Source organism: Eubacterium ramulus, assembly GCF_003122485.1.
GTDB lineage: Bacteria > Bacillota > Clostridia > Lachnospirales > Lachnospiraceae > Eubacterium_I > Eubacterium_I ramulus_A.
The window spans coordinates 1-14,854 of sequence record NZ_JRFU01000193.1; the positions used below are offsets into that span (position 1 = coordinate 1).

Sequence of the window (14,854 nt, forward strand, 5' to 3'; positions counted from 1 at the left end):
AAGACTTGTTATTACTCACCACTTGCAGAAGTGGGAGTCTCAACTCAGACTGAGATGAATGTTTGGAGTAAGGATATTTTTGAATCGGCTCCAAGAATGGGATGGCTAAAATAGTGAACTATTTTTTAGTAAGAAAGCATTCCTGTTCCCATATATTGAACGTGAACCGTGGTGTATTTTTGGTTGAGAAATAGCGGAAAAACGAGTATAATAAAACACATAATTCGGGAAAAAATCCCGCTGTCAAAAAAGCACTTTATTTGGATAGAAAATTACGTTGAATTATTTATCTGACAAAAGTACTTCGTGCAAATGATGCATATTAGCACGAGAAGAATTATGTTTCTTTTGGCAGAGTTTGAGAAGGAGTTTTTAAGTATGAGAGCAAGTGGTATTTTACTTCCGGTAAGCAGTTTACCGTCAAAATATGGAATCGGATGTTTTTCAAAGAGTGCCTTTGAATGGATTGATTTTCTGCAGGAGAGCGGTCAGACCTTCTGGCAGATCCTGCCGTTGGGACCAACCAGTTACGGTGATTCTCCGTATCAGTCATTTTCCACCTTTGCGGGAAATCCGTACTTTATTTCACTGGAAGAACTGATCGAGGAAGGGCTTCTGACGAGAGCGGAATGTGAGTCTGCGCAGCTTGGTACGAATCCGTCCTATGTGGACTATGAGAAGCAATATGAAAACAGAAATCCATTGTTACATAAAGCATATGAAAACAGCAAAAAACGGGAAGACGCAGAGTTTCTGAAATTTGAGGAAGAGCAGAAAGAATGGCTGCCGGATTATGCATTATTTATGGCATTGAAGGACGTTCATGACAAACAGGCATGGAACACCTGGGAGAAAGAACTGATCCAGAAAGAGCCGGAAGTTCTGGCAAAATACCGGGAAGAGCTTGCAGATGAGATCTGTTATTACGAATATCTGCAGTACTGGTTTTTAAAACAGTGGTTGAAAGTAAAAAAATATGCAAACGAGCGTGGTATCAAGATCATTGGTGATATCCCGATTTATGTAGCCTTCGACAGCGCGGATGCATGGATGAATCCGGAATTATTTGAGTTTGACGAAGATATGAACCCAATCGAAGTTGCTGGATGCCCGCCAGACGGATTTACCGCCGATGGGCAGCTCTGGGGCAACCCAATCTATGACTGGGAATACCATAAAAAACAGAACTTTGCATGGTGGATCCGTCGTATCAAACATTGCGAAGTATTGTATGATGTGGTTCGAATTGATCATTTCCGTGGTTTTGATGAGTATTACACCATTCCTTACGGCATGACAAACGCCCGCATCGGAAAGTGGAAAAAGGGACCGGGTATCGCGCTTTTTAAAGAAGTGAAAAAACATGTGAAAAACATTGAGATCATTGCGGAGGATCTTGGCTACATGACACAGGCTGTTCGTGATCTGGTGGCAGAAACCGGTTACCCGGGCATGAAAGTACTGCAGTTTGCCTTTGGTGGCGGCAGCGACAACGAATATCTTCCACACAACTATACACCGAACTCTGTGGTATACACAGGAACCCATGACAATGAGACTTTGATGCAGTATCTGGATGGTACACAGGATCATGTACGCAACCATATTCGGGAGTACATGAACCGTCCGCATGCGTCTAATGGGGAACTTTGTGAAAATCTGATCTGGATGGCAATGTCCAGCGTTGGAAAATATTGTATCATTCCGATTCAGGATTATCTGGGACTTGGAAAAGAAGCCCGGATGAACTTCCCGTCTACTCTTGGACATAACTGGGAGTGGCGTGTGCGTAAGGAGCAGCTGACACATGATCTGGCAGGGTATATTGCGCATATGACAGGATTGTCCTATCGTCGGAGAATTGATCCGCCGAAAAAAGAAGAGACGGATGAAGGCAAAGCAGAAAAATAATAGTTGATGATAAAACAGGGAAACGTGATAAATTGCAGAGAAAAATGTAGTGTATAAAACAAAATGCACCTTTCGAAAAGAGCGATATCAGTAATTGAAAATCATGTTTCCCTGATAAAATTTAGTTTAGTAAATGAAGTTATGAGAAAGAAGGATTTTGTATGGAGTTAAAACGACAAAATCATGAATTTCCACCGGTGTATGATGAAAATTCCGAAATACTGATCCTGGGAAGCTTCCCGTCCGTGAAGTCCAGAGAAATGCAGTTTTTTTACGGACATCCCCAGAATCGTTTCTGGAAAGTGATGGCGCAGGTTTTACATGAAAACGTTCCACAGACAATTCCGGAGAAAAAAGAGATGTTGCTGCGGCATCATATTGCGTTGTGGGACGTGATCGCAAGCTGCGATATCGCGGGATCCAGTGATAGCAGTATCCGGAATGTTGTGCCAAATGATCTGGGATATATTATAAGTAGAAGTCGGATTACAAAAATTTATGCGAACGGGGCGAAGTCAAAGCAGTTGTATGATAAATATCTGTCAAAACAGCTTGGGATTGAGGCGGTGCAGCTGCCGTCTACCAGTCCGGCGAATGCGGCTTACAGTGTGGAGCGGCTGCTGGAATATTGGAAAAACGTAATATTGTGATTGGCAAAACGAAAGGTTATGAAAGCGGAATTTGAAAATTTGGTCTTTTCAGCTAACAAATCGCCTTCAAAGAAAAAATTTCTCAAATTCCGCTTATATACGTTGTGTGTCCTGAAAATTCACATATGTTGCCACTAAAAAGTAGAGATTTAGAACATAAAAGTGGACATTCAAAACATAAATGTAGACATTGGTACTAAAAAGTGGACATTCAGAGTACTATCGTAGTAAATTTTTAAGCCACCCTAAACAAAAATTTAATTTTCGACAGCATAAGCCGACGCCCCCTGTTCTAGAAAACTCAACCCATTCATCGTAATCCCCATCAGTAGCTTTCCAACCTGCTCAATCGAGAGTTTATAATTACTGCACACCCAGTTCTCCAGAATCCCGATCACTCCATTTGCCAGATACGCATAGGAATAATCCAGCATCGTCGCATCCGCATTTGGATAAATCTTCTGCCAGACACGCATACTGTTATCATATCCCAGATACATCAGCTGTCTGATAAAAGAAGAATCTCCGTGTGGTCCGATCAGCACCTGACAGAGATCACGGTTCTGGTCGATCAGTTTCAAGAGATCATCAAACCAGTTATCATTTCCAAGTGTCACCACAATATTTTCAAACAGCTCATTATGAATCTGCGTCAGCAGTGCATACACATCTTCATAATAAGAATAGAAGGTACTGCGGTTGATGTCTGCCATTTTACAGATATCCGTTACTGTGATCTTATTTAAAGGCTTTTCCTTTAACAGGTCAAAAAGTGCCTGTCGAATTACCGATTTCGTATACTTTGTGCGGCGGTCAGTTGCCATTTCCAATCCTCTCCTTTGTCCGTTTGCATTGATTCTTTCTTTATATTATATCGTGATTTTATCACTCGATAATTTCGCCACTCGTCAATCATACCAGCATGTTGACTCGTTTGCACTCATTATATTAGTAGAAACTTACTGCTCAGACATGTCTGGTAAATACTGCTTTTTCACTTTATCACACCAAATTAAATTATACCAAAAACAGGCAAAATCCGGCAGTCAATCCCCTTGGAAACTGTTAATTATCCAACAAAGTACAGGTAAAATGTGGGATAATTGACAGAAAAAATTAAATTGACGGTTGATATTTAACTTAAGTTGATTATAATATACAAGAGTTAAAAATGCAACATGTGTTGTCAAAGACACGGATGTCGTGTAAGAAACATATGTTATAAAACAGACACATTTTTACAATTGTAGAAAGTAGTAGGTGCCTGTTTGGAAAAATTGTTTATAAGAAACAAACTATTTAACCAAATGAAGTTATATGATAGTTATTTGGTTGTGAACAAGTAGCGATGGCGGATTGTGAATATCTGCCTGACGGATGGCTAAGGGAATAGGAAAGGAGAGCATATCGTGGCAAGTTTATCACATACTATGCAGAGAAAAGCGTTCAGTGCAGCAATTGACGTTGCTTTAAAAAGACTGAACAAAGACAGAGAAAAAGGATTACTTCAGATCATCGATCTGGCTCAGAGATTCATGGGCGACAACTTCAAACCGGAAGCATATGAAGGTGCAAAAAAAATCGTTCAGAATCCGGATCACAAATGGATGAAATTCGTAAACACAATGCTTGACGAGTTAGATCCGAACGTAGCAAAAATGACAGCATTAAACCTTGGTTTTGAGGCTGCTTTCTATGGTACAAAAACAATCCGTAAAATGCGTGAGGTTCACCACTGCAATATTCCGTGGCTGATCCTGATGGACCCGACAAGTGCATGTAACTTAAGATGTACAGGATGCTGGGCAGCAGAGTACGGTTACAAGCTGAACCTTACATACGATGAGTTAGACGACATTGTAACACAGGGTAAAGAGCTTGGTATCTACTTCTACATGTTCACAGGTGGAGAACCGCTGGTTCGTAAAGCAGATATCCTGAAACTTTGTAAAAAACATCATGATGTAGCATTCCACAGCTTCACAAACGGAACACTGATCGACGAAGAGTTCTGTAAAGAAGTTCAGAAATTAGGAAACCTTTCCTTCTCTCTGAGTCTGGAAGGATTTGAGGAAGCAAACGATGGCCGTCGTGGTCAGGGTATTTTCCAGAAAGTTCTGGGCGCTATGGATCTGATGAAACAGTATGGTCTGTTCTTCGGAACATCTGTATGTTATACAAGAAAGAACATGGATGCCGTTACATCTGATGAGTTCTTCGATCTGCTGATCGAGCACGGATGCCGTTACTCCTGGTACTTCCACTATATGCCAGTCGGAAACGAAGCTGATGTAGAACTGATGCCGACTATGGAGCAGCGAGAGTACATCTACAAACGTATCCGTGAGGTTCGTGCATTCGAAGGTGGAAAACCGATTATGCTCATGGACTTCCAGAACGATGGTGAGTTTGTAGGCGGATGTATCGCCGGTGGACGTAACTACTTCCATATCAACGCAAACGGAGATGCTGAGCCATGTGTTTTCATTCACTACTCAGGAGCAAACATCCGTGAGAACACATTACTTGAGTGTCTGAAACAGCCGTTATTCATGGCATACAGAGACAACCAGCCGTTCAACGACAACATGCTTCGTCCGTGTCCGATGCTTGAGAACCCGGAGAAACTGCAGGAGATGGTTCGTGAGACTGGTGCAAAATCTACTGATTTACAGTCTCCGGAGAGCGCAGAGCACCTTTGCGAGAAATGTGAGCCGTACGCAGCTGAGTGGAAAGAGCATGCTGACAAGATCTGGGCAGAGCATCCATTCGTAAAGAAAGGCTACAAGAACTACAAGAGTGAGATCGAAGGAACTGATGCAAACTAAGGACAGACAACAGGAGGAATTGAAAGATGGACGTAAAACACGCTGCAGCAAGAAAGTCATTTGAACTGGCTTTCTCAGGAGTTTATAAATACATCAACAAAAATAAAGAAGAAAATTTAGTAAAACTGATGAACCTGGCAAACAAGATCGCAGGTAAGAACTTCCCACAGTATTTCTGGGATAATGCAAACGAAGTTCTGTCTGATCCGGAGCAGAAATGGACACAGATGATTTACGATGCTTTAGAGAGACTTCATCCAAACATCGTAAAACAGCACGTATTAAACATGGGATTTGAAGCTGGTCTGACAGGTTTCAAAAAAGTAAAAGAGAACCGTGAAAAATACGGATGTAACGTGCCGTGGGTTATCCTGATGGACCCGACCAGTGCATGTAACCTGAAATGTACAGGATGCTGGGCTGCTGAGTATGGTCATCAGCTTCAGTTAAGCAATGAAGAGCTTGACAGAATTATCACAGAAGCAAAAGAGCTTGGTATCCACTTCTTCGTATTAACAGGTGGTGAGCCGATGGTTCGTAAGAAAGATATCCTGATGCTTGCTGAGAAACATAACGACTGTGCATTCCATATCTTCACAAACGGAACACTGATCGATGAGGAGCTTTGTAAAGAAGTTCAGAGACTTGGTAACTTATCCTTCGCTCTGTCTGTAGAGGGATATGCAGAGACAAACGATGACCGTCGTGGACAGGGTGTATTCGAGAAAGTTATGCACGCTATGGATCTGATGAAAGAGCATGGTCTGTTATTCGGTACATCTATCTGTTACACAAGCAAAAACTATAAAGTAGTTACATCTGATGAATTCCTTCAGATGTTGGTAGACAAAGGAGCAATCCTTTCCTGGTTCTTCCATTACATGCCAGTTGGAAAAGACGCAAGTACAGATCTGCTTCTGACACCGGAACAGCGTGAGTACATGGTTAACCGTGTTCGTTTCGTACGTAGCAGAAAATGCCCGATCAAACTCTTCACACTGGATTTCCAGAACGACGCTGAGTTCGTAGGCGGATGTATCGCTGGTGGTAAGAACTACTTACATATCAACCCGAACGGTGATGTAGAGCCATGTGTATTCATTCACTACTCCAACATCAACATCAAAGAGCATTCCCTGCTTGAGTGCTTACAGCAGCCGCTGTTCATGCAGTATCATGACAATATGCCGTTCAATGACAACCAGCTTCGTCCATGCCCGATGCTTGAGAATCCGGAGATGATCAAGAAGATGGTAGAGGCTTCCGGAGCTCATTCTACAGATATGCAGGCAGAAGAGCCGGTTGACAGCCTGATTGCAAAAACAATTCCATACGCAGAGAACTGGAAACCAGTTGCTGACAGATTATGGAAAGAGCGTCAGGATGAAGTCGCTGAGGCAAGAAAAGAGCGTTTTGAGAAATACGGTGAGTAATTCTTAAAGATTGCTTTAAAAACGAATATAGAGAAGGTACAGTGCTTCTGAGAGGCATTGTACCTTCTCTTTTTATACATAAAAAAGCCCAGCCCCGAAGGACTGAGCTTTTTAATCTTTGCTTTAAATTGCTTTTTAGCCTAACAGCAGTAAGCTGAATACCAGTGTGAACAGCGCTACTGTCTCAACGATACCAACTACGATGAAGTAGTTCGCGGTACCTTTACCGGTTGCGCCAAGAGCGTCTGCAGCAGCAGCAGCACATTTACCCTGGAATAATCCGGAAAGTCCGATTGCAAGTCCGCCAAAGAGTCCAACGCCAAGTGCCAGACCAGCGTCTGCGCCACCTGCTACTGCGGATTTGATAAAGTTCATAAGAAGGAATCCATAAATTGTCTGTGTCAGCGGTGCACCGGAGAATGCGATCATAATGAACGGTGCTGCTTTACCGCTTGCGTAACACTTTTTCCAAGCTCCTACTGATGCCATTCCGGCAAATCCTGCACCAAATGCAGATCCTGCTGCTGATAAACCAAGTGCGGCTGCCATACCTATAAATGCGATATTCATAATAATTCTCCTTTTTTAATACTGTTTTATTCAAGAATGTTTTTCATTCCTGTTGCGAGATGCACATCATGCAATCCATGATATCATTCTGTTGTGCATCTTTGCAAATACACTATTTTTTAATCTTTTCGTTTACTTTAAATGGTTCGTATGCAATTCCTGTCCACTCCAGACCGGCCTGACCGGAAAACTCTAATACGTTCAGTCGAACACCGTGTACAACGACGGAAAGGAAACACATGATAATGTTCAGTCCGTGTCCGATTAGTACGACCACAACGCCGAGAATGATGAGCGGTCCGTGAAAACCTGCTGCAATGCCGTTGAAACTCTGGGAAATGGCAAATCCTGCCATACCTACCGCAAACAGACGGATGTAACTCATGACGTTACCAAAGCAGCTGATCGTATTTAAGAATACGGTAAATGCATCTGCGACACCACTTTTCAGACCCTGACCAAATGTTTTGTCCGGGGACATGCCACCGAAGAGTACGACCAGGATAAATGCAACGCCTACCATGGCGAAGACTGGTACGATATTAAGCTTCTGGCCAATAACCAGATACAGGGATAACAGATACATGCCGATGACTGCTACCAGCCAGCCAAGATCTGCCACCCAACTTAAGTTCTTTTCACTCAGTTTCTTTTTGATGGAGATCAGACTTCCCAATGCCATCTGGATCGCTCCGATGGTGAAAGAGAACTTCATGATGGCGTTCTGCTGTGTTGTGGCAGATACACCGAAGTAATCCGGGTAGTTTGCAAACTGAGGAATAACCAGAGCCTTTAAGAAAGGCACATGCATTGCTTTTTCCATACCGAACCACGTACCCGTGACGGCACCCCATACGATGGTTGCAATGGAGAGAACCAGTAACAGGTAAGTTGTAGTATTAAATTTCTTTGTTTTTGCTACCAGAGCGATCGTTGTAATCAGGATCAGGCAGCCGTAACCGGCATCACCGATGATCATTGCAAAGAACAGGGTGAAAAACAGGAAAAACCAGAGGGAGATATCTGACTCCCGATATCCCGGAAGGATTCCAAGGATATCAAATACCGGCTGGATCAGTCCGGAAACTTTTCCATATTTTACTTTGGTAGGGATCTCTGTGTCATCTTCTGACACGTCATCCATGGCCCATGCCCATTTATGCTCTGTTGCCGCAGCTTTGAATTTCGGAAGATCTGCTTCCGGAAGGTATCCGGAAATCCATACAAAATCTTCATCATTTTCTGCTGTTTCACTTGCAGAAGAATAGTTTTCTGCATTTTGCGCTTTCAGCATCTGAACTTGAAAACTTGTATCATAGATGCTGGATTTTTTGAGTGTTTCCTCACATGTACCGATTTCTGTCTGACAGCTTTCAATCTGTGCTGTCAGCTCATCGATGCCTTTTTCCGGAAGGGTAAATTCTGTTGCCGGAATTGTGACCGGAAGTGTTCCCAGTACTGCAACTGTGTGCATTTTATCTATCGGTGTCAGTGCGATCATTTTGATTTCTGGATCCTGCAGTGCCATCTGGTATTCATTTTTACCAAGGCGGTAGAAGTGAAGATCATATCCATCTTCTTTTACGCGTTTCACATCTTCCGGTGAAAAATTGCCCCAAGCCTTGATTCGTTCAATCTCAGCGTTGGCAGCACTGATTTCCTGCTCCAGTGAGGCTTTTTTATCTAATGTGGCTAACACATTCTGATACATTTCCTCAAATTCGGAATCGGAGAGAACCGGTACAGGTTCTTTCTTTTTGTTCTTTTTATCCGGCGCATAGTCCGTCAGAGTGGCAGCTGTCTTGGAAAGCGTTGTAAAACGTTCTGCAACTGCACGGTCCGGACTTTTCTTTTCTGCCAGATGTAAGAGCCCTAAGGATCGAAGTCCGTCGAGCATCTCGTCTTTTCGGGAGACAGATGACACGACGCAGACCATTTTCATTTTCTCTATCATTGTGCCGCCTCCACTAATTTTTTCTTTGAAATCTTTCCGCGGACAACGGCCGCTGTCTGCTGATCTCCAAGGAAAACGCCGATCATGCGGATATTTTCCTTGGCTTCCGGAATCTTGACTTTTTCAAACAGGTTGACACGCTGGGAAGTAGAGCGTAACTCTTTTTCCAGAAGCGCTTCCTGTTTGCGCAGTGTTGATACCAGAGCATCCAGACGTGCGATCTCGCGGAGTTTTATAATAGCAGTGTCCACCCACAGAGGATAGTCGTCCACATCGTAATCGATGTCTTTGAAGGTCAGCTCCTGAAAGGCAGGAACTGTGACACCGGCGATGTTCTCATTCTTACAGATGACGGTATCCGGCTGTACTAGGTGATCTAATTTTTTGCTTTCATCGAAGATTTCATTTTCAGCAAATACTGCAACCCAGTCATCCAGGTCACCGATCATCTGAGCACGTTCGACTTCCTTCTGGTCCAGATCAGCTTTTGTTTTCGTGATGACAGCCTGCAGCTGCTGTTTTTTCAACTGCAGGGTAGGAAGATAACGCTGATACTGTTTCAGGCGGTCTTTCTGCACCTTCTGCTCATTTTTTGTAAGTTTGATAGCCATCAGCTGCTCCTTTTAGTTTAATGCTTCTTTGTTTGGCCATCTCTCCTGCAGAAGACTTGTCTTCAAACCGGTTTCGTTTGGCTCGAAGCACTCTGCAAGGATTTCCCAGCCAAGATCAAGTGCATCCTCAAGTGGAATGTTTACACTGAGGTCCATAAGTTTTGTCTCGAAAAGCTCACCGTATTTCAGAAGCTTTTCATCCCAGTCACTCATCAGGAATCCCATGGATTTCTTCTCAAGAGCTTCCTTATACTGGGAGTACAGACGGATCATACCATCCATCAGTGCACGGTGGTCATCACGGGTCTTGCCGTTTACGTTCTGTTTCAGACGGGAGAGAGAACCGAATGGCTCAATGTGTCCATTTTTCAGATAGTACTGACCTTCTGTGATATAACCGGTGTTATCCGGTACTGGGTGAGTTACGTCATCACCAGGCATTGTGGTAACACCAAGGATTGTAATAGAACCTGCACCTTCGATATCAACGGCTTTCTCATAACGGGAAGCCAGGCAGCTGTACAGATCGCCCGGATAACCTCGGTTGGAAGGTACCTGCTCCATGGTGATCGCCATCTCTTTCTGTGCATCGGCGTAGTTTGTCATATCGGTAAGCAGTACCAGAACTTTCTTTCCGTTCAAGGCAAACTGCTCTGCAACAGCAAGTGCCATATCCGGAACCAGTGTACACTCAACGGTCGGATCGGAAGCTGTGTGGATAAACATAACGGTATGGCTCATGGCGCCACCTTTTTCCAGGGTATCACGGAATGCAAGGTAATCATCATATTTTAATCCCATACCACCCAAAACGATGACATCTACTTCTGCCTGAAGTGCGATACGGGAGAGCAGTGCGTTGTATGGCTCTCCGGAGATAGAGAAGATCGGAAGTTTCTGACTCTCTACCAGTGTGTTGAACACGTCGATCATCGGGATACCGGTACGGATCATGTTTTTCGGTAAAATACGTTTTGCCGGGTTAAAGGACGGTCCACCGATCGGGATCATATTCTCAGTCAGTGCCGGACCATGATCACGCGGAACACCTGCACCGTCAAATACTCGTCCAAGCAGGTGTTCGGAGAAGGAAACCATCATTGGTCGACCAAGGAAGCGGACCGGATCGCTGGTTCCGACGCCCTGTGCACCTGCAAATACCTGAAGGGATACCAGGTCTTTATCAAGTTTTATAACAGTCGCGTAACTGTCACCTACGAGAGCAAGGTCGCCCAGACGGACATCTTTTGCTCTGACAGTAACTACGTTACCGACAATTGATTCAATTTTTGTATATACTTTCTGCACTCTAAAATCCTCCTACTCAACAGCTTTTGATTTGTAGAATTCTGAGATTTTCTTTTCCTGTTCGTAGAATTCCGGTGATTCGAATTCTGTACCGTGCCAGTCAAGGAATTCCTGTCTCAACTGGTTGAAGAAACCTCGGATCTCGTTTTTGTCATCTAGATCATAGGATGCCATCAAAGCATCGTAAAGGATGCCGAATTCTTCACGCTGTCTGTCCGGAGAGCATGCTGCATCGATCGGATCGAAGGAGTTCTGCTGCAGATATACGGAATCGAGAAGTTCGCCCTTCTGATAAATAATGTAGTCTTCTGCGGAAGTTCCTTCCTCACCAACTACTTTCATCATCTGGTTGATCTCATTTCCTCTGTGCAGAATAGAACGGGCTTCTTCCACCCGGGCCATATCGACTACGCCGTCATATTTGGACCAGGAATCCATCGGATGGATCGCCGGGTATTTACGGGCATCGGAACGCTCTCTGGAAAGTCCGTGGAAAGCACCAACTACCTTCAGGGTTGCCTGTGTAACCGGTTCCTCGAAGTTACCACCTGCCGGTGATACGGTACCACCGATGGTAACAGATGCGATCTTGCCGTTTTTCAGTCTTACTTTACCTGCACGTTCATAGAAAGAAGCGATGGTAGACTCAAGGTAAGCCGGGAATGCCTCTTCACCAGGAATCTCTTCCAGACGTCCGGACATTTCACGCATGGCCTGTGCCCAACGGCTGGTGGAATCTGCCAGCAGAAGAACATCCAGTCCCATCTGTCTGTAATACTCAGCCAGAGTTACGGCTGTGTAGCAGGAAGCTTCTCGTGCGGCTACCGGCATGGAAGATGTGTTACAGATAATGATGGTACGTTCCATCAGGGATCTGCCTGTTTTCGGATCTTCCAGTTCCGGGAACTCTTTTAAGATCTCTACAACCTCGCCGGCACGCTCACCACATGCAGCGACGATAACGATATCGGCCTCACCGTTTTTCGCCTCCATATGCTGAAGAACTGTTTTTCCGGCTCCGAATGGTCCAGGAACACAGAAGGTTCCGCCTTTTGCTACCGGAAGGAAGGAGTCGATACAGCGAATCTGTGTTACCAGAGGTTCGTCCGGACGAAGTCTTTCATCGTAACATTTTACTGCCTGTTTGATCGGCTGGGAGATGACCATGCTTAAGTTTTTCTCCTCACCGTTGCCATTTTCAATGACACAGATGGTTGCTCTTACATGGTAAGAACCTTTTTCTTTGATTGATTTTACTTTCCAGTCATGACCTTTTAAGGTAAAAGGAACCATGATCTCATGTGTGAATAATCCTTCCGGAACGCTTCCGATGGAGTCACCTGCCTCTACGGCATCACCGACTTTTACGGATGGGGTAAATTCCCATTCTCTGTCCGGAATCGGGTCAAGGTATACACCACGCTCAAGGAAAAATCCGCACTGCTCGGCCAGATCCGGCAACGGATTCTGCAGACCGTCAAATACCTGTGTGAGCAGACCCGGTCCAAGTTCTACGCTCATCAGTTCACCGGTAAATTCTACTGGGTCTCCGACTTTAATGCCGTTTGACATCTCGTAGATCTGCATGCTGGCTACGCCGTTGTTGATTCGGATAACCTCGCCTTTTAAGCGTTTTCCGTCAACAAGGATATAACCAACTTCATTTTTATGAACGGCACCTTCAAAGCTGACATTTGCCAGGTTGCCGTTAATACCAGTTACATATCCTGTTACTGTTTCCATTCAATTTTCTCCTGTTATCAATAGTTTTCCGTTTTATCAGCAAAGATGTGTGTTTCTTCTATAACTGATAAACGCGCTGCTGCACCTGATCAAAAAGACGTTTGAATTCTTTTTTGCCTTTTTCCTGTACAAAACAGTTCTGGCGCTCCAGCAGTTTCAATTTCACTGCATAGCCAAAGAGATATACATCGTCAAAGGTATGCAAACCTACCAGGGAATCAAGATTTTCAAATTCGTAATCCAGCAGGATCTTTTCTGCTTCCAGCGGGTTTTTGGCTGCAAGCACGGTTCCTACTACCTGAGAGAGTACGGAATCTTTATCATAGGATTTTAAATATGCCCGTCCAAGGTTCGCGCTTCTCTGCGCATTCAGTTCACTCATCAGGTTGTTATAAAAAACAGCCCAGTCTTTTAAGAGTGGTCCCTCATCAGAGGAGAGGGTGAGATTACTTAAAAATTCGTATTTTGATTCGCTTACATTTGACTGGCACATGCCAAGAAATTCTTTATAAGAAAATGGCATATCACCGTCGGTTCTCAGGTCCGGCAGGCTGGATATCAAATAATAATATGAAGCCATAAGCACCTCCTGCTAGAAATCAAGATTTCTGAAGTATGGCATCAGCATCTGCATGATCTCATCATCGGAACAGTCAAAATATCCGGAACCGTCTTTTGCTGCCAGGCGGAATCCTGCGCGGACACTTTTGGCTGGTTTGATCTCAAGTCCGTTTTTGATTTCTTCTGCAAGTTCTGCTTTCAGTGCGTCACTTACCTGTGCAACTTCTGCGGTATAATTTTCTACCCCTTCGTCTGCAATGGCTGCTTTGATCAATTTACCAAGTGCGGCATCAGAAAGACTATCTTTAACCTTTGCGGAAAGAATCTTTTCAAATTCGGCTTTCACCTCAGTTTTAAATGCAAGCATCGCATCTCTTTTTGCCTGCTCAGCACTGAGTGCAGCACTCTCTTTTAGAATACTGATTTCTTTTTCTGAAGCTTCCTGTATACTTTTTGCTTCAGATTTCGCCTCTGCCACGATGGCTTCTGCTTTTTTCTTAGCTTCTGTAATAATTGCCTCTGCCTCGGCATTTGCTGCATCAATTCCGTCTTTGCGGATGGAGGAAACTAAGTCTTGAATCTGTAATTCCATATGTTCACTTCCCTTCTTCTTTTATGCGTTGTACTAAATAAAATACAATTTAGAAATCATTATAATATACTCTTGTTCGACATGCAAGCATTATTTCTAATTGTTTAAAATTAGACAATCTTGCTAGTTATTATGCCCAAAATTGAACATATTTTACAAAAAGTGTGCATTTTTTTTAATACGCTTTCTGCATCTGCTTTTCTTGTGTAATGATATGGGCGTATGTTATACTTTACTCTATGAAAGAAAATGAAGAATTAAAACGGCGGGTGCTGGATCTGGCAAACCGCTGTTATCAGCAAAATATTTATACGTTTTCCGGGTTCTTAAATGCGGCGGAAGTCTCAGATGTATACACCATGGAGCGGGAACTGGACTTTGTACCGTGGAAATTATTTGGCGGTACGGAGGGCTGTGAGCGGCAGATGTTGCGGTTCGGATCAGAGGAAACTTTAGGGTATGAGGAGGAGTTTCCCATCAGCTGCGTAGTGATCCGTCCATCGGCACCGAAATTTGCGGAGGATTTAAGCCACCGAGATTTCCTTGGCGCATTGATGAATCTTGGAATAGAGCGGGATGTTCTTGGTGATATTATTGTCAGGGATGCCGCAGGTTATGTATTCTGTGAGGATACTATGGCGGCTTATCTGGCGGAGCATATCACGCAGGTGCGCCATACATCCATGACCACGG

Annotated in this window: 13 protein-coding genes; 5 read left to right on the forward strand and 8 right to left on the reverse strand. The window is 43.9% G+C overall.

The genetic code is table 11. From position 1 onward, the window contains the following. Window positions 1-378: 378 nt before the first annotated feature. Both malQ and LG34_RS14955 read left to right on the forward strand, forming a co-directional pair. Window positions 379-1,911 (forward strand): 4-alpha-glucanotransferase, encoded by a 1,533-nt coding sequence (gene malQ / locus LG34_RS14950; protein WP_109216784.1) that lies wholly within the window; start codon window positions 379-381, stop codon window positions 1,909-1,911. Window positions 1,912-2,072: 161 nt separating this feature from the next. Next, window positions 2,073-2,561: a DNA-deoxyinosine glycosylase gene (locus tag LG34_RS14955; RefSeq protein ID WP_109216773.1), complete on the forward strand. Its 489-nt coding sequence runs from the start codon at window positions 2,073-2,075 to the stop codon at window positions 2,559-2,561. 257 nt (window positions 2,562-2,818) lie between these two features. Here LG34_RS14955 and LG34_RS14960 read toward each other — a convergent pair whose 3' ends face one another. Further along, window positions 2,819-3,385, reverse strand: coding sequence for a TetR/AcrR family transcriptional regulator (locus LG34_RS14960; RefSeq protein ID WP_109216774.1), 567 nt, complete (start codon window positions 3,383-3,385; stop codon window positions 2,819-2,821). A gap of 585 nt (window positions 3,386-3,970) precedes the next feature. Between LG34_RS14960 and LG34_RS14965 the strand changes: the two genes are divergently transcribed. Together LG34_RS14965 and LG34_RS14970 are read left to right on the forward strand one after the other, a co-directional pair. Then, entirely contained in the window at window positions 3,971-5,389 is a 1,419-nt protein-coding gene (locus LG34_RS14965; RefSeq protein ID WP_109216775.1) for a radical SAM protein, read from the forward strand. Between the two features lie 26 nt (window positions 5,390-5,415). Further along, the gene (locus LG34_RS14970; RefSeq protein ID WP_109216776.1) at window positions 5,416-6,822 is read left to right on the forward strand and encodes a radical SAM protein; all 1,407 of its coding nucleotides are present in this window, start codon (window positions 5,416-5,418) and stop codon (window positions 6,820-6,822) included. Window positions 6,823-6,957: 135 nt separating this feature from the next. Here the strand turns inward: LG34_RS14970 and LG34_RS14975 are convergent, their stop codons facing one another. From LG34_RS14975 to LG34_RS15005, 7 genes are all read right to left on the reverse strand, one after another. Next, complete coding sequence (locus tag LG34_RS14975; RefSeq protein ID WP_109216777.1) at window positions 6,958-7,392, reverse strand: V-type ATP synthase subunit K; 435 nt, start codon at window positions 7,390-7,392, stop codon at window positions 6,958-6,960. A gap of 112 nt (window positions 7,393-7,504) precedes the next feature. Beyond that, window positions 7,505-9,346, reverse strand: coding sequence for a V-type ATP synthase subunit I (locus LG34_RS14980; protein WP_109216778.1), 1,842 nt, complete (start codon window positions 9,344-9,346; stop codon window positions 7,505-7,507). After that, the gene (locus LG34_RS14985; RefSeq protein ID WP_109216779.1) at window positions 9,343-9,957 is read right to left on the reverse strand and encodes a V-type ATP synthase subunit D; all 615 of its coding nucleotides are present in this window, start codon (window positions 9,955-9,957) and stop codon (window positions 9,343-9,345) included. Before LG34_RS14985 ends, LG34_RS14980 begins: the two co-directional genes overlap by 4 nt. A gap of 12 nt (window positions 9,958-9,969) precedes the next feature. After that, window positions 9,970-11,265, reverse strand: a complete 1,296-nt coding sequence (locus tag LG34_RS14990) for a V-type ATP synthase subunit B (RefSeq protein WP_109216780.1) — start codon at window positions 11,263-11,265, stop codon at window positions 9,970-9,972. A 12-nt stretch (window positions 11,266-11,277) separates the two neighbouring features. After that, a complete protein-coding gene (locus LG34_RS14995) occupies window positions 11,278-13,008 on the reverse strand; it encodes a V-type ATP synthase subunit A (protein WP_109216781.1) in 1,731 nt (576 codons plus the stop codon). 58 nt (window positions 13,009-13,066) lie between these two features. Further along, window positions 13,067-13,588: a DUF2764 family protein gene (locus tag LG34_RS15000; protein WP_109216782.1), complete on the reverse strand. Its 522-nt coding sequence runs from the start codon at window positions 13,586-13,588 to the stop codon at window positions 13,067-13,069. A gap of 12 nt (window positions 13,589-13,600) precedes the next feature. After that, entirely contained in the window at window positions 13,601-14,161 is a 561-nt protein-coding gene (locus LG34_RS15005; RefSeq protein ID WP_109216783.1) for a hypothetical protein, read from the reverse strand. Between the two features lie 239 nt (window positions 14,162-14,400). Between LG34_RS15005 and LG34_RS15010 the strand changes: the two genes are divergently transcribed. Continuing rightward, window positions 14,401-14,854 (forward strand): YlmH/Sll1252 family protein (locus LG34_RS15010; protein ID WP_242979921.1); only part of this gene is annotated, 454 nt, incomplete at its 3' end.

What these genes read in the sequence shown, in the direction of transcription:
- LG34_RS14960 (WP_109216774.1), bottom strand. Translation starts at nt 3,385, where the DNA reads ATGGCAACTGACCGCCGCACAAAGTATACGAAATCGGTAATTCGACAG.
- LG34_RS14970 (WP_109216776.1), top strand. Translation starts at nt 5,416, where the DNA reads ATGGACGTAAAACACGCTGCAGCAAGAAAGTCATTTGAACTGGCTTTC.
- LG34_RS14955 (WP_109216773.1), top strand. Translation starts at nt 2,073, where the DNA reads ATGGAGTTAAAACGACAAAATCATGAATTTCCACCGGTGTATGATGAA.
- LG34_RS14985 (WP_109216779.1), bottom strand. Translation starts at nt 9,957, where the DNA reads ATGGCTATCAAACTTACAAAAAATGAGCAGAAGGTGCAGAAAGACCGC.
- LG34_RS15005 (WP_109216783.1), bottom strand. Translation starts at nt 14,161, where the DNA reads ATGGAATTACAGATTCAAGACTTAGTTTCCTCCATCCGCAAAGACGGA.
- LG34_RS15000 (WP_109216782.1), bottom strand. Translation starts at nt 13,588, where the DNA reads ATGGCTTCATATTATTATTTGATATCCAGCCTGCCGGACCTGAGAACC.
- LG34_RS14995 (WP_109216781.1), bottom strand. Translation starts at nt 13,008, where the DNA reads ATGGAAACAGTAACAGGATATGTAACTGGTATTAACGGCAACCTGGCA.
- LG34_RS14975 (WP_109216777.1), bottom strand. Translation starts at nt 7,392, where the DNA reads ATGAATATCGCATTTATAGGTATGGCAGCCGCACTTGGTTTATCAGCA.
- malQ (WP_109216784.1), top strand. Translation starts at nt 379, where the DNA reads ATGAGAGCAAGTGGTATTTTACTTCCGGTAAGCAGTTTACCGTCAAAA.
- LG34_RS14980 (WP_109216778.1), bottom strand. Translation starts at nt 9,346, where the DNA reads ATGATAGAGAAAATGAAAATGGTCTGCGTCGTGTCATCTGTCTCCCGA.